The 16,972-nt window shown below is 63.1% G+C and carries 17 protein-coding genes and 2 tRNA genes; 12 read left to right on the plus strand and 7 right to left on the minus strand.

The annotated features are described in order from the left end of the window. Positions 1-6: 6 nt before the first annotated feature. The 5 genes from GRI59_RS05675 to GRI59_RS05695 form a co-directional block, all read right to left on the minus strand. Positions 7-1,239 carry an LptF/LptG family permease gene (locus GRI59_RS05675; RefSeq protein WP_160760180.1) on the minus strand — a complete coding sequence of 411 codons (1,233 nt, stop codon included), beginning with the start codon at positions 1,237-1,239 and terminating at the stop codon, positions 7-9. Positions 1,240-1,357: 118 nt separating this feature from the next. Continuing rightward, the gene (locus tag GRI59_RS05680; RefSeq protein WP_160760181.1) at positions 1,358-1,864 is read right to left on the minus strand and encodes a DUF427 domain-containing protein; all 507 of its coding nucleotides are present in this window, start codon (positions 1,862-1,864) and stop codon (positions 1,358-1,360) included. A 10-nt stretch (positions 1,865-1,874) separates the two neighbouring features. Beyond that, positions 1,875-2,291 (minus strand): ATP-dependent Clp protease adapter ClpS, encoded by a 417-nt coding sequence (clpS, locus tag GRI59_RS05685; protein WP_419866786.1) that lies wholly within the window; start codon positions 2,289-2,291, stop codon positions 1,875-1,877. Between the two features lie 189 nt (positions 2,292-2,480). Then, the gene (locus GRI59_RS05690; RefSeq protein ID WP_160760182.1) at positions 2,481-3,269 is read right to left on the minus strand and encodes a phasin family protein; all 789 of its coding nucleotides are present in this window, start codon (positions 3,267-3,269) and stop codon (positions 2,481-2,483) included. A gap of 148 nt (positions 3,270-3,417) precedes the next feature. Next, complete coding sequence (locus GRI59_RS05695; RefSeq protein WP_160760183.1) at positions 3,418-5,346, minus strand: PHA/PHB synthase family protein; 1,929 nt, start codon at positions 5,344-5,346, stop codon at positions 3,418-3,420. Between the two features lie 172 nt (positions 5,347-5,518). Between GRI59_RS05695 and GRI59_RS05700 the strand changes: the two genes are divergently transcribed. The 9 genes from GRI59_RS05700 to GRI59_RS05740 all read left to right on the plus strand — a co-directional run bounded on the left by GRI59_RS05700 (position 5,519) and on the right by GRI59_RS05740 (position 12,172). Next, positions 5,519-6,718: an LL-diaminopimelate aminotransferase gene (locus GRI59_RS05700; RefSeq protein ID WP_160760184.1), complete on the plus strand. Its 1,200-nt coding sequence runs from the start codon at positions 5,519-5,521 to the stop codon at positions 6,716-6,718. Positions 6,719-6,825: 107 nt separating this feature from the next. Then, the gene (locus tag GRI59_RS05705; protein WP_237440670.1) at positions 6,826-7,488 is read left to right on the plus strand and encodes a helix-turn-helix domain-containing protein; all 663 of its coding nucleotides are present in this window, start codon (positions 6,826-6,828) and stop codon (positions 7,486-7,488) included. Further along, entirely contained in the window at positions 7,466-7,810 is a 345-nt protein-coding gene (locus tag GRI59_RS05710; protein ID WP_160760185.1) for a hypothetical protein, read from the plus strand. Before GRI59_RS05705 ends, GRI59_RS05710 begins: the two co-directional genes overlap by 23 nt. Continuing rightward, positions 7,810-8,319, plus strand: coding sequence for a hypothetical protein (locus GRI59_RS05715; protein WP_160760186.1), 510 nt, complete (start codon positions 7,810-7,812; stop codon positions 8,317-8,319). The genes GRI59_RS05710 and GRI59_RS05715 overlap by 1 nt, the downstream gene beginning before the upstream one ends. Before the next feature lie 67 nt (positions 8,320-8,386). Next, on the plus strand, positions 8,387-8,806 hold the full coding sequence (locus tag GRI59_RS05720; RefSeq protein WP_237440671.1) for a JAB domain-containing protein: 420 nt from the start codon (positions 8,387-8,389) through the stop codon (positions 8,804-8,806). A 5-nt stretch (positions 8,807-8,811) separates the two neighbouring features. Beyond that, positions 8,812-9,171 carry a winged helix-turn-helix domain-containing protein gene (locus GRI59_RS05725; protein WP_160760188.1) on the plus strand — a complete coding sequence of 120 codons (360 nt, stop codon included), beginning with the start codon at positions 8,812-8,814 and terminating at the stop codon, positions 9,169-9,171. Between the two features lie 93 nt (positions 9,172-9,264). After that, positions 9,265-10,083: a crotonase/enoyl-CoA hydratase family protein gene (locus GRI59_RS05730; RefSeq protein ID WP_160760189.1), complete on the plus strand. Its 819-nt coding sequence runs from the start codon at positions 9,265-9,267 to the stop codon at positions 10,081-10,083. A gap of 108 nt (positions 10,084-10,191) precedes the next feature. Then, entirely contained in the window at positions 10,192-11,010 is an 819-nt protein-coding gene (locus tag GRI59_RS05735; protein ID WP_160760190.1) for a sulfite exporter TauE/SafE family protein, read from the plus strand. Positions 11,011-11,041: 31 nt separating this feature from the next. Continuing rightward, positions 11,042-12,172: a pyridoxal phosphate-dependent aminotransferase gene (locus GRI59_RS05740; RefSeq protein WP_160760191.1), complete on the plus strand. Its 1,131-nt coding sequence runs from the start codon at positions 11,042-11,044 to the stop codon at positions 12,170-12,172. 8 nt (positions 12,173-12,180) lie between these two features. Here GRI59_RS05740 and GRI59_RS05745 read toward each other — a convergent pair whose 3' ends face one another. Then, on the minus strand, positions 12,181-12,960 hold the full coding sequence (locus GRI59_RS05745; protein WP_160760192.1) for an acyl-CoA thioesterase: 780 nt from the start codon (positions 12,958-12,960) through the stop codon (positions 12,181-12,183). A 141-nt stretch (positions 12,961-13,101) separates the two neighbouring features. Between GRI59_RS05745 and GRI59_RS05750 the strand changes: the two genes are divergently transcribed. After that, positions 13,102-13,175 (plus strand) — tRNA-Cys (locus tag GRI59_RS05750). A 50-nt stretch (positions 13,176-13,225) separates the two neighbouring features. Continuing rightward, positions 13,226-13,301, plus strand: a tRNA-Thr gene (locus GRI59_RS05755). Positions 13,302-13,353: 52 nt separating this feature from the next. On the opposite strand, the gene GRI59_RS05760 is transcribed toward GRI59_RS05755, so the two are convergent. Next, the gene (locus GRI59_RS05760) at positions 13,354-14,652 is read right to left on the minus strand and encodes an amidohydrolase family protein (RefSeq protein WP_160760193.1); all 1,299 of its coding nucleotides are present in this window, start codon (positions 14,650-14,652) and stop codon (positions 13,354-13,356) included. 676 nt (positions 14,653-15,328) lie between these two features. Between GRI59_RS05760 and GRI59_RS05765 the strand changes: the two genes are divergently transcribed. Further along, on the plus strand, positions 15,329-16,963 hold the full coding sequence (locus GRI59_RS05765; RefSeq protein WP_160760194.1) for a metallopeptidase TldD-related protein: 1,635 nt from the start codon (positions 15,329-15,331) through the stop codon (positions 16,961-16,963). Positions 16,964-16,972 lie beyond the last annotated feature (9 nt).

Here is a 16,972-nt window from a genome sequence, read left to right on the forward strand (position 1 = left end):
CGCCGCCTACTCTGCCGGCGCCGGTTGCGGCGCAGGCCCCGCCGCACGCGGACGGCGGCGCGAGAACAGCTTCCTCACCCGCTTCGACAGCTTGGCAAAGGCCATCTCCAGCGCGCCGATCGCCTGCCCGCCGGGGACATAGGCGACGCGGTAATACATCCAAATAATAAGGCCCGCGAACAGCACGAAGGGCACCCAGAAGGCGAGGATCGGATCAAGCCGACCGAGCGAGGCGACATCCTCGCCGTATTGGTTGATCTTGTGATAGGCGACCACCATCACGATCGACACGAACACCCCCAGCGCGCTGGTGGATCGCTTGGGCGGGATCGCCAGCGCCACTGCCAAGAGCGGCATCAGGAACATCATCACGATCTCGACCAGCCGGAAGTTGAAGCTGGCGACACTGGCGTCACGCTGATCGGGCGCGCTGTCGCGGCTCCAGCCCATCTTGAGCAGTTCGGGCAGGATGTACTCGCGCGTCGCATCGCCGCGCGCGCGGAATTTCTCGATCGCAGGTAGATCAATCGGCAGGTCGTGGCGGCTGAAACTCAGCACGCGCGGGGTCTGCCCCTGCATCCCGGTGTCCTGAATGATCGTGCCTTCCGTGAGGCGCAGGATGATCGTATCGGGATTGTCGCGGGTGGAGAGGAACGCACCCTCGCGCGCGGAAATCGACAGCACCTGCCCCTTGGCATTGGCGACGCGGGCGAAGATGCCGATCAACCGGCGGCCATCATCCTCGCTCTCCTCAATCCGCAGCGCCATGCGGTCGGCGATGGTGGTGAACTCGCCCACCTTGATCGAAGCCCCCAGCGCGCCGGAGCGCAGTTCGTACTCCATCTGCTCGTAGTAATAGCGGCTGATCGGCTGGATATAGAATACCAGCGCAATGTTGAGCGCGACCATCACCAGCGTGATGAGATAGGGCATCCTGAGCAGCCGGTTATACGACAACCCGACCGCGCGCATCGTATCAAGCTCGGAGGATGTCGCTAGCTTGCGGAACGCCAGCAACACGCCCAGCAGCAGGCCCAAGGGGATCGCAAGGCTCGCATATTCGGGGATCAGCGCGCCCAGCATCTTGAACACGACGCCCACCGGCCCACCTTCGACCGCGACGAAATCGAACAATCGCAGCATCTTGTCGAGCGTCAGCAGCGATGCAGCAAGCGCAAACACGCCCAGCATCGGTACGATGACCAGCCGCAGGATATAGCGGTCTATGCTGGGGATCATGTTGAACAAGAGCGGCTTTCCGTCGTTTGCGTGCAGGCCATAGCGATGCAGCGCCCCCGCGTCATGCCCCCAATTCTGGGGGAGGGTGGATGAGCGTCAGATTTACCGCAAAACGGCGCTACCAGAAGCGGCTACCGGGTATGCCCTTGAACGGGCCCGCCTCGCGCGAGGTGATCCAGCCGCCATAGAACCCGCCGGGCTGCGGGGTGATCTGTTCGCCGTCGATCAGCACAGCATCGAACGGCATCGCATAGAAGGCGATGTGGTCCTTGATGCTGGCAAAGCCAGGCTTGGGGTCGGGGTAGCTCCACGCCGTCGCCGCGATGGTTTCGTTGCCGATCACCACATCCCAATAGACCGCCTGCCCTTTCCACTCGCAGATCGAGCGGGCCGGGTTGGGCTGCAGGTGCGCCATCGCGATGTCGGATTGCGGGATGTAATAGGTGGGCGGATGCGAGGTTTCGAGCGTGCGCCACGCGGCGCGTGCGTCGGCGATCACCACATCGCGATGAACGATGCGAATATGCCGCGATGTCGGTTCACAGATGGGAGGGCGGGGGTAGTCCCACACGCTTTCCTGCCCCGGTAGCAGCGGATCGGGATCGGGATGGTGCGGCTGGCGCATGGCCCGCCGGTCAGGCTTTCTCAAGCGTGCATTGCAGCGGATGTTGGTTCTGCTTGGCGAAGTCCATCACCTGATTGACCTTGGTTTCGGCCACTTCATAGGTGAAGATCCCGCAGACGCCCACGCCGCGCTGGTGGACGTGGAGCATGACACGGGTGGCCTGCTCCAGATCCATCCCGAAGAAGCGTTTCAGCACGAGCACCACGAATTCCATCGGAGTGTAATCGTCGTTGAGCATCAGCACTTTGTACTGGCTCGGCTTCTTGGCCTTGGCGCGGGTCTTGGTGGCGACGCCGACCTGATCCTTGCCATCGCCGTCCCCATCCTTGCCAGCGCCGCCATCCTCGTCATTCGCGCGCACGGGAAGGACAAGCGGCGCGTGCGGCTCGACCATGGCGGCGAGGGGAAGGAAGGACGGGTTCGGCATGAGCCTCCATTATGGGAAAGGCACGCGCGTGTGCAAGCGGTTGGTTAGATTCATTTGGGGTCGGCCATGCAGGCGCCCAGAATAAAAAGGGCCGGCCAGACGCTGGTCTGGCCGGCCCGCGCTTTTCAGCGCTCTTTCGTGAACCGGGTTGGGAGAGAGGAGAGAGGCCCGGCTCAGAAACTTTTTGGCTTACGCAGCCTTCTTGATCTTTTCCGCGGCGACGCTGACGCGGTTCGAGATCGGGGCGAAGGCTTCGTTGTAGAGCTTCACCCAAGCTTCGGTGCGCTTCGAGCCGTAAGAAACCAGCGCGTCGAAGTTGCGACGGGCGATTTCACCCTGAAGCTGCATCAGTTCGGTCGGCGACTTGACGGCGGCAACCTTCTTGGCGTCTTCGGTGACGGTTTCGATCACGGTCTTGCCGGTTTCGACGTTGTCCTTGAGCAGCTCCTGCGCGCCGGCGATGAAGATCTTGCCGCTTTCGACGACAGCTTCGACATTCGCCTTGGTGAACTCGGTGGCTTCCGAAGCCAGCACGGTGGTCTGGGCGTAAGCAGTCTTCGCGCGGGTCTGAACGTCAGCGATGACGTCCTTGGCAGTCGCGGCAATATCGGTGTTCTTGGCAGTGGCCATGATGGTGTCCTTGAGCTTGATGACGGGGTTGGTCTTCGGCGCGGCGGGCTTGCTCGTCTTGACGGCAGCCTTCCTAGCCAGCACCGGCTTCTTGACCGGGGTTTTGGTTGCCGTCTTCTTGACGGTCTTGGCAGCGGCCTTCTTGACTGGGGTTGCCTTCTTGGCAGCCGGAGCCTTCTTGGGCGCAGCGATCTTCTTGGCGACCGGAGCGGCTTCAACCTTCGGCGCTTCGACGGCCTTGGCCGATGCTTCGGCGTAAGCCTTCTCGGCAGCAGCGTCGATCTTGGCGACGGGAGCCTTGGCCTCGGTGGCCTTTACTTCGGCAGCAGTGTTTTCAACTTCGGACATGGTAGCCTCGCTTCATGTTGCACTGCACAAAATAGTCAATGCGGATGCGAAGTCAAGCCTTTTTGTGCAGTGCACAAAAATGTAAGAATGTATGCAGATTCAGAGTTTTGGTGCTTAGGGCAGCGTGGACTTGCTGAACAAAACCCCGTTAGCGCGTCTTCACATAGCGTCCCGGCGCGTCCTCTATCACGGTGTCGCCCTTGCTGCCGGGCACGCGCTTCCCGCTTGCAGGAACACGCGCATCGGACTGGCGGTGAAGCCATTCGAGCCAGTGCGGCCACCAGCTACCCGGATGCTCGGTCGCGCTTTCGACAAAGGCCTTGAGCGACGGCGCGGCGCTATCGCCGACCCAGTACTGGTACTTGCCAGCAGCAGGTGGATTGACCACGCCGGCGATATGGCCGGAGCCTGCCAGCAGGAACTCCATTGGCCCGGTGAAATGCTTGGTGATCCGCCACACGCTTTCGGCGGGCGCAATGTGATCCTCCCGGCCTGCCTGCACGAAGCTGGGGGTGGCGACCTTGGTGAGGTCGATCGGCGTGCCGTCGGCCTCCAAGGCGTCCGGCACCACCAGCTTGTTGTCGCGGTAGAGATCGCGCAAGTAGGCGTTGTGCCATTTCGATGGCAGGTTGGTGACGTCGCCGTTCCAGTGGAGCAGATCGAAGGCGGGGTAATCCTCGCCCATCATGTAGTTGTTCACCACATAGTTCCAGATCAGGTCGCGGCCCCGAAGCGCGTTGAACGCGGCGGCGAGATAGCGCCCATCAAGGTAGCCATGCGGCGACAGCTGCCCGATCATTTCTAGCTGGCCATCGTCGATGAAATTCTTGAGATCGCCGCTCTTCTCGAAATCGACCTGAGCGGTGAAGAAGGTGGCGGACTTGACCTTGTCCGCTTCACCGCGGCGCGACAGGATCGCGAGCGTTGCCGCTAGTGTCGTCCCCGCGACGCAATAGCCGATGGTGTGGACGGCCGGCACATCGAGCCGCGCACGGACATGGTCGATCGCTTCCATCTGGGCGCGGATGTAATCGTCCCACACCACATCGCCCATGGTTTCGTCCGCCGATTTCCAGCTGACCACGAACACGGTGATCCCCTGATCCACCGCCCATTTGATGAAGCTCTTCTTGGGCGTCAGGTCGAGGATGTAGAAGCGGTTGATCCACGGCGGGAAGATGATCAGCGGCACTTCCAGCACGGTATCGGTCGTGGGGCTGTACTGGATCAGCTGGAAGATCGGCGTTTCGTGGACGACCTTGCCCGGCGTTGCGGCCAGATTCTCACCCAGCCTGAAAGCGTTGGGATCGGTATGGGTCAACTGCCCGCGCCTCATGTCGTTGATGAGGTGCTGCATCCCGCGCACGAGGTTCGCCCCGCGGCTTTCGATCGTGCGCTTCATCACCACCGGATTGAGGGCGAGGAAATTGTCCGGGCTCATCGCTTCGGCCAGCGCCGACACAGCGAATTCGAGCTGCTGGCGCTTGGCACGGTCGAGCCCGTCCATGCCCTTCACCGCCTGCCGGAAATAGTCGGCCAGCATCAGATAGGTCTGATGCAGCAGCAGGAAGGCCGGATGTTCGCGCCATGCCGCATCGGCAAAGCGCCGGTCGCTCTTGGGCAGGGCGGCTGCTTCGGGGGCTTCAGCCATCTTTCCGCCTGTTGCGCCCGCAGCAAAGCTCTGCATCACGCCTGACCACAGCTGCATCTGATCCTGCGCCAGCTTGGCCGACGCTTCGAACATGCCCTTGGGCATCTGGCCGAGCATCGACTGCGACATCACCAGCCACTGCGCCGGGTCCAGCCTGTTGCTGCCCCCCATGCTCCCTTTGACGGCTTTCTCGGCGGCGGCTTGCGCCTGATGCGTCGCGAAATCGAACCACAGCTGCTGGAGCTGCGTCGCAGTGGAGGCCCATTCCGCCAGCTCGGCAGGGTCCATGCCCCACTTCATGCCAGCGCCGAGCAGCGAATCGAACGCTTTGGCTCCCAGCATCTCGCGCATGGCGTCGCCCTGCATATCGAAGAAGCCTTTCAGCCCCTCGCCTGCCGTCGCCATCAGGTCGGTATCCTGTGCCATCGCGTCAAATTGTCCCTTACCTATCGCACCGTCATACCAGTGTCGCCCATCCGGCCAAGCCGCAATTGGCGAAAACGCCTTCCCACGATCCGCGGGTTTAGCCTAGGGAGAAGGCGCGGGGGTCTGATCAGAGCCGCTGAAGGCCCCGCGCAAGACAAGGTGATGACAGACGATGAATGACCAGTTCTACCGCATGAAGCGCATGCCTCCGTACGTAATCGCGGAAGTCAACGCCATGCGTCATGCCGCGCGGCTGGCAGGGCAGGACATCATCGACCTCGGCATGGGCAACCCCGATCAGCCCCCGCCGCAGCACGTCATCGACAAGCTGTGCGAAGTGGCGGCCAAGCCCGATGCGCATGGTTATTCGCAGTCCAAGGGCATTCCCGGCCTCCGCCGCGCACAGGCAGGCTATTACGCGCGCCGGTTCGGGGTCGAGCTTGATCCCGATAGCGAAGTGGTGGTGACGATGGGCTCGAAAGAGGGCCTCTCCAGCCTTGCCACGGCGATCATCGCACCGGGCGATGTGGTGCTGGCGCCCAACCCGTCTTACCCGATCCACACCTTCGGCTTCATCATTGCCGGCGCCACGATCCGTTCGGTGCCGACCACGCCGGATGAACATTACTGGGAGTCGCTCGAACGGGCGATGAATTTCACCGTGCCGCGCCCGTCAGTGCTGGTTGTGAGCTATCCCTCGAACCCCACTTCGGAGATCGTCGATCTGGCCTTCTACGAGCGGCTGGTGGCCTGGGCGAAGGAGAACCAGGTCTGGGTTGTATCCGATCTGGCATATTCCGAGCTCTATTTCGACGGCAAGCCCACCCCTTCGATCATGCAGGTGCCGGGCGCGAAGGATGTCGCGATCGAGTTTACCTCGATGTCCAAGACCTATTCGATGGCAGGGTGGCGTATGGGCTTTGCGGTCGGCAACAAGCAGTTGATCGCGGCGCTGACGCGGGTGAAGTCGTACCTCGATTATGGGGCGTTCACACCGATTCAGGCGGCGGCGTGTGCGGCCTTGAACGGCCCGCAGGACATTATCGATACCAACCGCGAACTCTATCACAAGCGCCGTGATGTGATGGTCGAGGCCTTCGGCCGCGCGGGGTGGGATATCCCTGCGCCGCCCGCCTCGATGTTCGCCTGGGCCCCGCTGCCGCCCGCGCTGAAGTCTATGGGTAGCCTCGAATTCTCAAAGCAACTCCTGACCGAAGCGCAGGTCGCGGTTGCCCCCGGAGTTGGCTACGGCGAAAACGGTGAGGGTTACGTGCGGATCGCGATGGTGGAAAACGAGCAGCGGCTCCGCCAGGCCGCCCGCAATATCAAGCGCTATCTGCAATCCAAAGGCGTCAACAGTTCGGCTGCCTGACAGCTGGCTTGCGGGTCGACGTTAGTCGATCCGCAAGGTCTTCTCATCCAAAACGGCAAAAATTCAATCCGTTTTGCGTTAGTTTAGGTGTAACCCGCACCGGACAGATGAAGGAGATCGACATGACGTCCGGAGCCGCACGGCGGCTGACCGACAGACAGCGGGCCGTGATGGAACGCATTGACCGGCGTGTGCCTATCAAGGTGATCGCGCTGGAACTCGGCGTGTCCGAGACCCGCATCAACCAACATATCCGCGCACTCAAAGACTTTTACGACGCAGGCAACCTTGGCGATCTGGTGGAGAATTACCGCGCCACGCTCACACCGGAAGCGGCTGAAGCATCAGCGGGAAATGACTTAGGTTCCCACGCGGATACGGTTTTGCTGAAGCCCTTCAGTGAAGCTGCATATAGATATTCTCAGCTTAGCCCGGCGGCTGATCCGGCCGATTTCGGTCAGCGGGATGACCCGGGACAGCTTGTTCTCAGCGATGCGATGCCCTTGATCGAGCAAGCGCCATGGCTGAGGCAGGGTGAACCTCGGGTGGTCCCCGGAGTGCTCGATGGGGAGCATGCCGTCCTGGTTCGCTTGGGGGCAATCGTCGGAATTGCATCGGGCATTTTGGCCGCTGTCATTCTCGCGGTAACCGCCGTGAAGACACTGAGCGAAGCGACGGACAAGGCTACCTACTCCGCGGAAACTAGGGTCGCTGCCGGGCGAACACCGGCACCGCAGGAGTGTATCGATGGAAAATCGTATCCTTGCTGACGCATACAATCTCAAGAAGCTGATCCGCGAAGCCGAAGCGCTCGCCGATGAAGCGATCATGGCCATGGCGCGGCTCAAGCAGGCCATGCTGGCGGCCCGCCAGAACCCTCTCGTCGAAGGCCACACCGGACAGCGCGCGCTCGTCCGTCTGACCGAAGCGGAAAGCCAGGCTATGGCGATGTCCACCAACCTGCTCAGAGTGCATGACGAACTGAGCAAGGTCGCGCAGGTTCACGCTTCGGGCGACTCCGGCGTGCCGACCAAGATTGCTGCGGCGGATTTGAACGCTGGCCAGGCCGAGCCGGAGCGGCTGCGGGCCTGATGCACAGCGACCTGCTCGATTTGTTCAACACGTACCGGGTCGCCGCGCAGCACCTTACCAGTTTCCTGCTTGCAGCAGCGATCTGGCGTTGGGGCGGCGCTCCCGAGCGTTGGCTGATCGGGGTCTTCATCGCCACCATGGTCCTGCCGATGTATGTCGGGTTCTGGCTCAATCTGGGAGCGTTGGAGACCGGGCCCTATGCGCCCGTCATCTTCCTCATCGATGTCATTGCTGCGGCCATGTTCGTCGCCATCGCGCTCAATGCCAACCGCAATTACCCGCTGCTCATCGCCGGATTTCAGTTGGTTTCGGTGGTTGCGCACCTTGTTCAGTCGATGGTCGATGTCGCCTCGACCTTGGCCTTTGCGATCCTGATCATCAGCCCGTCCTATGGTGAGCTGCTGGTGTTGCTTGGCGGATTGGTACGCCATTGGCTGCGGGAGCGCCGCTTCGGCCCTTACCGCGATTGGCGGCTGACTGCGCCCGGCATCCACTGGCAGCGCCTGTAACTCCCGGGAGACACCTCATGCCTGATGCCGCTGTCCCAGCTGCCCTGAGCACCCTCCAATGTCGGTCTTGACGCTTGCCCGCCTGACGCCGCGCGAAGAGGCGCTCTCGCCCGAACAGCGGGCGGGCGGGATGATCGCCTACCTGCAGCAGGTCGTGCTCGCCCCTCCCTTGGTGCATGAGCGCGGTCATGCGATCTTCGTCAATGCCGATAGCATCTGGTTGGGCGATGCGCCGTGCGGGATCGGCACCATGACCGCGCTCAGCCTCAGGATGCGTGCCTTGCTGGGTGAGGCACTGCGCTACGACGCAGCTGGCATCATCCTCGCGCACAGCCACCCGTCGGGCCACTGCCGGCCGAGCGGCTGCGACATCGCTGCCACCCGCCGGCTGGCTGAGGTCGCGCGCGCGCTCGATATGGCGCTGATCGACCATCTGATCTTTACCGTCGATGCGGTCTATTCGATGCGGGCGGGTGGGCTGGTATGAATGCGATGAGCGCCCGCGGCGAATTCCCTGACGGCGATGTGATGATCTCCCGCTTCCGCGAGGCGGGCGATGTCACGCTCGACCTGTTCCACAGTGACGGCCGGGTCGAGGATCGCTGGCTCGACCTCCTTCCGCGCGAATTCGCACTGCTGTGGCGGCTGGCTGAGTATCCGGGGGAGCGCATGACCCGCCAGCAATTGCTGGCCGAAGTGTGGCGCATCCAACTCGACCCCGACGCTAACATCCTGGCCATCCATGTCGCGCGGGTGCGGGCCAAGCTTGAGCCGTTCGGTCTGGCGCACCTGATCGCCGCCCACCCGGATGGCGGCTATTTCCTCGACGTCCCACCGGCTGCCGGTCTGTAGTGCCTTGCAGGTGCGGCCTAGGCACCTCTGGACAGGGCGCGGCGGATCAGCCAATCTTGCTGCCAAAGCCACGCCTTGAGGGATCACATCGTCATGTCCGCCACCGCCACCACGATCGCCAATGACCGCGTCGCCATCGACCTTGGCGAAGACGGCGTCGCCGAAGTTCGCTTTGTGCGGGGCGACAAGATGAATGCGCTCGATCCGGAGATGTTTCAGCGCATCATCGAAGCGGGCAGCACGCTGCAACGGATGAAGGGACTGCGCGCGGTTGTGCTTTCGGGTGAGGGCCGAGCGTTCTGCGCCGGGCTCGACCTGTCGAATTTCTCGCGGAAAGTCCCCGAGGATGAGCCCAGCCTGACCGAGCGCACCTATGGCAATTCCAACCGCGCGCAGCAGGTGGCGATGCAGTGGAGGAAGCTCCCTGTCCCGGTGATCGCGGCGGTCCACGGCGTGTGCTTTGGTGGCGGCTTGCAGATCGCCAGCGGTGCCGACATCCGCGTCGTCCATCCCACCACCCGCATGGCCATCATGGAGCTGAAGTGGGGCCTCGTCCCCGACATGGGCGGCTATGCGCTGTGGCGCGGGCTGGTGCGCGACGATGTGCTGCGCGAGCTGATCTACACCAACCGCGAGTTCACCGGAGCCGAAGCGCAGACGCTCGGCCTTGCAACCTACCTCGACGAGAACCCGCGTGAACGGGCGCTCGCCATCGCCCGCCAGATCGCGAACAAGAACCCTCACGCAATCCGCGCCGCCAAGCGGCTTCAGGCGGGTATGTGGGAGCGTGAGACCGATGCGATCCTGCTGGAGGAAAGCATCGAGCAGCACGCGATCATGCGCAGCCGCAATCAGGTCGAAGCGGTGATGGCCGAAATGGAGCGCCGCAAGCCCAATTTCGAAGACGTGTAAGGGCACGCTCAGCGACCCGGCAGCCTGTGGGCGTATGGGGTATTTACCCCATGCTGCACTGCAAAAATTCGCTTGGCGATTAGAGCCGTGAGCCTATTCTTCGCGTGAATGAGCCTCCTCTCCCCACTCGCCTTCGCGCTACCGGCCCTGCTGATCGCGGGCGCTGCGGCCGGTTTTGCCGGCGGCCTGTTCGGGATCGGCGGCGGGTTCGTAGTTGTCCCGGCGCTGATGTTCCTGCTGCCGGTGCTGGGGGTCGCGCCAGAGCAGACCGCGCATGTCGCCGTGGGCACCTCGCTCGCCTCAATCATCTTCACCTCGATCCGCTCGACCAGCAGCCATGCCAAGCGCGGCTCGGTTGATTTCGGCCTGCTCAAGGGCTGGTCGATCTGGGTGGTGCTGGGCACCGCTGTCGGCACGGTGCTGGCCGACTGGATTTCAGGCGCGCACCTCGCGCTGATCTTCGGCACCGGGGTGCTGGCCTTTGCGGTCTATTTCATGCTGCCTGCCCGGCAAGGCGAGCCGTTGTTTGCCGCGCTGCCATCCGGCCTGCCGCGCGCCGGGATTGCCAGCGCGCTGGGGGTGTTCTCGACCTTGCTCGGCATCGGCGGCGGCACGCTCACCACCCTGACCATGACGGTCTGCGGCACGCCAATCCACCGCGCGATCGGCACGGCGGCCGGGATGGGCGCCATCATCGCGATCCCGGCGACCATCGGCTTCATCGTGATCGGGCTGGAGGAGAGCGGGCGCGGCTGGGGTTCGCTCGGCTTTATCAACCTGCCCACCGCTGCTGTTCTGATCGCAACCTCAGTGCTCTTCGCGCCGCTGGGCGTGGCGGCGGCGCACATGCTGTCGCCTGCCATCCTGCGCCGCGTCTTCGGCCTCTATCTCACGTTTATCGGCGTCTTGATGATCGCCAAGTTCTGACCCTGTGCCACCTGACCTAAAGGAGCTCACCATGCCGACCACTCGCCGATCTTTCATCGCTGGTGCCAGCCTGACGGGCGGGCTTGGCGCCTTGCCGTTCTCCGCGCTTGGCGCAGCGGTAGCCGCTCCGGCTGCCGAGCCCGATTTCGGGCCGAAGATCGGTCAGGCGCTGCTCAGCCGGAACGAGAACCCCTATGGCCCCGCCCCCTCGGCGCTGCGCGCGATTGCCGAGACGTCGAAGATGGGCTGCTATTACGCCGACCGTGGCCTGATGCGGCTGACCGCTATGATTGCCGAACGGCACGGCGTCACCCCCGCGCAGGTGGTCGTCGGCGCCGGGTCGACCGAGATCCTCTGCGCCATTGCGCTGGCCTGGGGCCGGGAAGGCGCGATTCTGTGCCCCGATCTGTTTTGGGATACCACGGTCATCTATGGCGAGCGGCAGGGCATCACCTCAATCCGCGTGCCGCTGACGACCGATATGAATGTCGATCTGCCAGCGATGGCGGCCAAGGCGCCTGACGGGGTTGCGCTGATCCAGCTGTGCAATCCCAACAACCCCACCGGCGTGCTGATCGAGCCTGCCGCACTGCGCAGCTTTGCCGCGCAAGTGACCCCGCATGCCACCCTGCTGGTGGACGAAGCCTATAACGAGCTGACCGACCGGCCCGAAGACAACGCGATGGTCGATCTGGTGCGCGGCGGCGCCGATGTGATCGTGTGTCGCACCTTCTCCAAGATCTACGGCATGGCGGGCCTGCGCGTCGGCTACGCCATCACCAGCGAAGCCAATGCCAAGCGCATCCAGTCGCACCTGATGAGTTTTGGCGGTAATCTCGCCGGGCTGGCAGCGGCGATTGCGAGCTACGACGACACGCCGTTCCTCACCCAATCGCGCGCCGCCGTGCTGGAAGGCCGCGCGATGATCCTGGACGCGGTTGCCAAGGCAGGGCTGACCGCGCTGCCTTCCCAGACCAATTTCGTCTTCGTGAAAGTACCCGATGCCGACGCCCTGCGCGATGCGATGGGCCAGCGCGGGATTTCCATTCGCGGTACCTATGGCGAATGGAAAGGTTATTCGCGCGTCAGCACCGGGCGGATGGAGGATGTCTCCCGTTACGCTGCTGCGCTACCGGAACTGACCCAGAAGCTGTGGGGCTAACGCGGGCGCTAGCCAAAAACGGCGACGCACTGAATCCCGTCGAGCACTTGCCGGCCATCGGCGTCCCACAGCCGCAGCCGCTCTGACGAATAGCCCGCTGCGGCGTGCTGGCTGGCGTTTTCGGCCAGATACCAGCCATCGCGTGATCGGCTTTCGGGATCGAGCACGTTGAACGACCAGTTGATCGAGCTGATCGAGCCTTGCCGCTGCATCACCCGCATCGCGCCGGGCGGCATGACGTCGCCCATCAGCACCAGCTTTGAAACCGGGTCGAGATCATGTGCCTCGGTCAGCCGCGCCCAGCGCCGCACGGTCGCCCCGCGATCGTCGCCCCGGGTCTGGCCGTGGCGCAGTTCGAAGTTCTTGGCGACAAAGCTCGGCGCGAAGCTGTGGGTGACCTCTTGGGTGTCCTCCGGCGGTCCCGGCCAGTTTTCAGGCGGCGGCGCCGGTTGCAGCGCATTCGCCTCACGCCCTTCGGCAAACAGCCAGAAGGCGCTAAGCGCGACCTTGCCGTCGCTGATGATCTCGCTGCGCACCTGAGTGACATTGCGGCCCTGCCGGATGATCTCGGCGGAAAGCGCGATCTCTTCGCCCACCGGTGCGACAAAGGCGATCTGGCCGGCGCGCAAGGGGGGGAGGTCAGCAAAGGCGCGGGTCGCCATGGTGTACGCCACCAGCGCCGAAGCCCCGCCATACAGCGTGCGCCCCTGCATCCAGTCGGCGGCATGGGTGAGGCGGGCCGGGCCGGGTTGGCCGGTGACGGGTTCGAGCAGGCTGGCGATGGTCATAGCGGCCAGCTTTGCCGCGTGATCGCAGCGCGGTCCAGACTGACGTTGCGTAAACTGGGGCGTCCTGAAACATGCATTGCCAAGCAGCCCCCGAATCGCTAGTGCGCCGCTTCCGTCCGAGGCATCTGCCTTGGGTGGCTCGGCCCGATGGCGGAGTGGTTACGCAGAGGACTGCAAATCCTTGCACGCCGGTTCGATTCCGGCTCGGGCCTCCACCTTTGCATTGCGCCCGCGCGCCCACACGATTAGGGCCGCGAGCAGGAATGCCGCTTTAGCTCAGTCGGTAGAGCACATCATTCGTAATGATGGGGTCACGTGTTCGAGTCACGTAAGCGGCACCACCTGCCTTCAGGCACTCTCCCGAATAGAATGTTTGGGATACCGATCGGCCGATTAATCCAGTTCGATCACTGTTCCGCGCGCCATGACAAACTGAACATCCTTGTAGACCGACACATCCTTCAATGGGTCGCCCGAGACCGCGATGATGTCGGCGCTTTTGCCCGGTGCGATTGTGCCGACCTTATCGGAAAGGCCGAGTAAGTCGGCGGCGTTGATCGTCGCTGCGACCAATGCGCTTTCGGGCGTCATGCCGTGCGCGACCATGAGCTCGAATTCGTCGCCATTGCGGCCGTGCTTCGACACGCCAGCGTCAGTGCCGAAGGCGATACGGACGCCGCGCGGGACGAGCGTCTCAAGCGTTTTGCCGGTGATATCGATGCGCCATTTGATCTTGGCGAGGACATCGGGTTCATAGGCATCAGGGTTAGCCGCGAGCCTTTCCTTATATCCGTTCACTGTGGACAGCGTCGGGACGTAATAGGTCTTGCTCTTCGCCCACAGCGCGATGACTTCCTCAGAGAGCATCGTGCCATGTTCGATCGAATCGACGCCGAGCTTGAGCGCCTGGAGAGTCCCGTCGGCGCCGTGCGAATGGACCGCCACCTTCCGTCCGAACATCCGCGCGGTCGCGACAACCGCTGCGGCCTCATCATCGAACATCTGGCTGCCGAGCCCCGCGCCAATCCGGCTGTTGACGCCGCCGGTGATGGTCATCTTGATCACGTCCGCGCCGCGCCCAATCTGTTGTCTCGCTGCACGGCGGCAGTCTTCGGCCCCGTCGCAGGTACTGCCCGAGCCCGCAAAGAAGGGGCGCAATTCGTCACGATAGCCGAGCGCATCGTCAGAATGGCCGGCCGTACCCGACAGGCTACTACCGGCATCAACGATCCGCGGCCCCATCGCTTTGCCGGCATTGACCGCGTCGCGCAGCGCGAACACCGCGCCGTCGCCGTCGCCGAGATTGCGCACCGTGGTGAAGCCCGCTCGCAGCGTTTTCATCCCATTAGCCTGCGCATTGAAGGCTTGGGCGGCCGGGGACAAAGTCACAGCCTCCAACTGTCCCGCCAGCCCGCCGGAATCGCTGGTCAAATGCACGTGGCTATCGATCAGTCCGGGGAGCACCGTATGATCGCTCAGGTCGATGAACGCGGCCCCGTCAGGACGTTCCGCATAACCATCAACGATTGATACGATCAGACCATCTTCGACAATGATCGTCGATGGTCCGCGCGGCGCTTCGCCGGGCACGTCGATCAGGCGGCCTGCATGAATGACGGTGGTCTGCGCCACGACCATCGACGGCATGATGATCGACATGCCGACGGTGGCTGCAAAGATTACCGATTTCATACATTTTTCCCCTGTTCCCGGCCAACCGTCTAGCTTCTGCGCTAGGCTCGCTCAAGCGGCATTGTCTGCTCATGGCTTGGGGCAAGCGGCTCTCGCCCAGTCTGGACGGACGACGCCATCCTAATGGCGATAATCTTGCCGAAGCTGCCCGTCCGGTTTCAGCCGTGAGCCGCACTGCTGAAGATAACTGAGACTGGGTGGGATGACGAATGAGGCAGGATTGGGGGCGCTAGCTGAAGGGCTACTTTTGGGTCAGGCATCGCCGAAGCAGATCCACTGATCCGGGCCCCGGCCGGGTCGCATTTCCCACACCGACCAAGGCGGAAGCCCTTTGGCTAGGCACCATCTTTCTGTTTTCCGAAGATTACCGATCCGCTGCGCTCTGCCCGCCCGGGCGCTCCAATTTGTGCGTCCGTGCATCTTGCGGAGCCTGATGTCCTGTTCGTCGATAAAGTCCTACGCTTCGTCGTGCGGCTTGCCCGTGTGCAGGGAAGGGTTGCTAGCGATGCTGGACCGGGGCGACACACTTGTCGGGCGGGGGCTGCCATCCATACCGTGCTGAGCGGTTTGATTACCGTGCGGACTTCCGGCACCAATGTGCCCCGTTGCAGAACTATGGCCGGATTGCCTTCGGATTCCCCGAAGGACGCAGCGGGCCGGGTTGAGGAGTATTCACGTGGACAGACGCGATTTTCTGGCGCTCAGCACCTTCTTTACAGGTATGGCGCTGACGCCTTCCATCTTCGGCAAAGCGATCGCGGCTGAGCAGCTGCAAGACGCCATCGACATCGCGGTCAAGAAGCGGCTCGCCGATGCGGCGCTCGGCGCAGCGACGGCGGCGGGCGCGAGCTATTGCGACGTCCGGGTCGGTCGCTACCTGCGCCAGTTCGTCATCACCCGCGAACGCAATGTCGAAAACATCGTCAACACGGAATCGACCGGCACCGGCGTGCGCGTGATCGCCGATGGCTCGTGGGGCTTTGCGGCCACCAACGAGATGACCGAGGATGCCGTCGCCAACGCCGCGCGTCAGGCGACCGCGATTGCCAAGGCCAATGCCCGCATCCAGACCGCACCGGTGCAGCTCGCGCCGACGCCGGGCGTCGGCGAAGTCAGCTGGCGCACCCCGATCCAGAAGAACGCGATGGACGTGCCGATTGCGGATAAGGTCAATCTGCTGATGTCGGTCAACGACGCCGCATTGGGGGCCGGGGCGAGCTTCGTGAATTCGCTGCTGTTCCTCGTCAACGAGCAGAAGTATTTTGCCTCGACCGATGGATCCTACATCGATCAGGACGTCCACCGCATCTGGGCACCGCTGACGGTGACCGCCGTTGACACAACCACCGGCAAGTTCCGTTCGCGCGAAGGCCTCTCGGCGCCGATGGGCCTCGGTTATGAATACATGGACGGCCGCGCGGAGGACAAGTTCGTGCTGTCCAACGGCCTGACCACTTACGGCAAATCCTATGACATGAAGGAGGATGCCATCGCTGCGGCGCAAGATGCGCAGGCGAAGCTCAAGGCCCCGTCGGTCAAGCCGGGCAAGTATGACCTCGTGCTCGATCCGAACCATCTCGGCCTCACGATCCATGAATCGGTCGGCCACCCGCTCGAGCTTGACCGTGTGTTGGGCTACGAAGCCAATTACGCAGGCACCAGCTTCGCCACGATGGACAAGCGCGACGAGGGCTTCAAATACGGCAGTGAGATCGTCAATCTGTTCGCTGACAAGACCCAGGTGGGCTCGCTCGGCGCGGTCGGCTACGATGACGAAGGCGTGAAGTGCAAGCGCTGGGATCTGGTCAAGGACGGCATCCTTGTCGACTACCAGACCATCCGCGATCAGGCCCACATCGTTGGCAAGGACGAGTCGGACGGCTGCTGCTATGCCGACAGCTGGTCGAGCGTTCAGTTCCAGCGCATGGCGAACGTCAGCCTCGCCCCCGGCAAGACCAAGATGAGCACCGCCGACATGATCGCGGGCGTCGAAAACGGCATCTACATCGCCGGCCGTGGGTCGTTCTCGATCGACCAGCAGCGCTACAATGCGCAGTTCGGCGGGACGGTGTTCTATGAGATCAAGAACGGCAAGCTTGGCCCCATGATCGAGGACGTCGCCTACCAGATGCGCACGCCGGAATTCTGGGGCTCGTGCTCGGCCATCTGTGACGAGAGCGACTATCGCATGTTCGGATCGTTCTTCGACGGGAAGGGGCAGCCAAGCCAGGTCTCGGCGGTCAGCCACGGTTCGTCGACCACCCGTTTCGACGGCATCAACGTCATCAACACCGCCCGGTCGCTGGGCTGAACCGCGCGC

It is taken from the genome of Erythrobacter ramosus (assembly GCF_009828055.1).
Lineage (GTDB): Bacteria > Pseudomonadota > Alphaproteobacteria > Sphingomonadales > Sphingomonadaceae > Erythrobacter > Erythrobacter ramosus.

What these genes read in the sequence shown, in the direction of transcription:
- GRI59_RS05730 (WP_160760189.1), top strand. Translation starts at nt 9,265, where the DNA reads ATGTCCGCCACCGCCACCACGATCGCCAATGACCGCGTCGCCATCGAC.
- GRI59_RS05735 (WP_160760190.1), top strand. Translation starts at nt 10,192, where the DNA reads ATGAGCCTCCTCTCCCCACTCGCCTTCGCGCTACCGGCCCTGCTGATC.
- GRI59_RS05675 (WP_160760180.1), bottom strand. Translation starts at nt 1,239, where the DNA reads ATGATCCCCAGCATAGACCGCTATATCCTGCGGCTGGTCATCGTACCG.
- GRI59_RS05680 (WP_160760181.1), bottom strand. Translation starts at nt 1,864, where the DNA reads ATGCGCCAGCCGCACCATCCCGATCCCGATCCGCTGCTACCGGGGCAG.
- GRI59_RS05690 (WP_160760182.1), bottom strand. Translation starts at nt 3,269, where the DNA reads ATGTCCGAAGTTGAAAACACTGCTGCCGAAGTAAAGGCCACCGAGGCC.
- GRI59_RS05710 (WP_160760185.1), top strand. Translation starts at nt 7,466, where the DNA reads ATGGAAAATCGTATCCTTGCTGACGCATACAATCTCAAGAAGCTGATC.
- GRI59_RS05715 (WP_160760186.1), top strand. Translation starts at nt 7,810, where the DNA reads ATGCACAGCGACCTGCTCGATTTGTTCAACACGTACCGGGTCGCCGCG.
- GRI59_RS05695 (WP_160760183.1), bottom strand. Translation starts at nt 5,346, where the DNA reads ATGGCACAGGATACCGACCTGATGGCGACGGCAGGCGAGGGGCTGAAA.
- GRI59_RS05740 (WP_160760191.1), top strand. Translation starts at nt 11,042, where the DNA reads ATGCCGACCACTCGCCGATCTTTCATCGCTGGTGCCAGCCTGACGGGC.
- GRI59_RS05725 (WP_160760188.1), top strand. Translation starts at nt 8,812, where the DNA reads ATGAGCGCCCGCGGCGAATTCCCTGACGGCGATGTGATGATCTCCCGC.
- GRI59_RS05760 (WP_160760193.1), bottom strand. Translation starts at nt 14,652, where the DNA reads ATGAAATCGGTAATCTTTGCAGCCACCGTCGGCATGTCGATCATCATG.
- GRI59_RS05745 (WP_160760192.1), bottom strand. Translation starts at nt 12,960, where the DNA reads ATGACCATCGCCAGCCTGCTCGAACCCGTCACCGGCCAACCCGGCCCG.
- GRI59_RS05700 (WP_160760184.1), top strand. Translation starts at nt 5,519, where the DNA reads ATGAATGACCAGTTCTACCGCATGAAGCGCATGCCTCCGTACGTAATC.
- clpS (WP_419866786.1), bottom strand. Translation starts at nt 2,291, where the DNA reads ATGCCGAACCCGTCCTTCCTTCCCCTCGCCGCCATGGTCGAGCCGCAC.
- GRI59_RS05705 (WP_237440670.1), top strand. Translation starts at nt 6,826, where the DNA reads ATGAAGGAGATCGACATGACGTCCGGAGCCGCACGGCGGCTGACCGAC.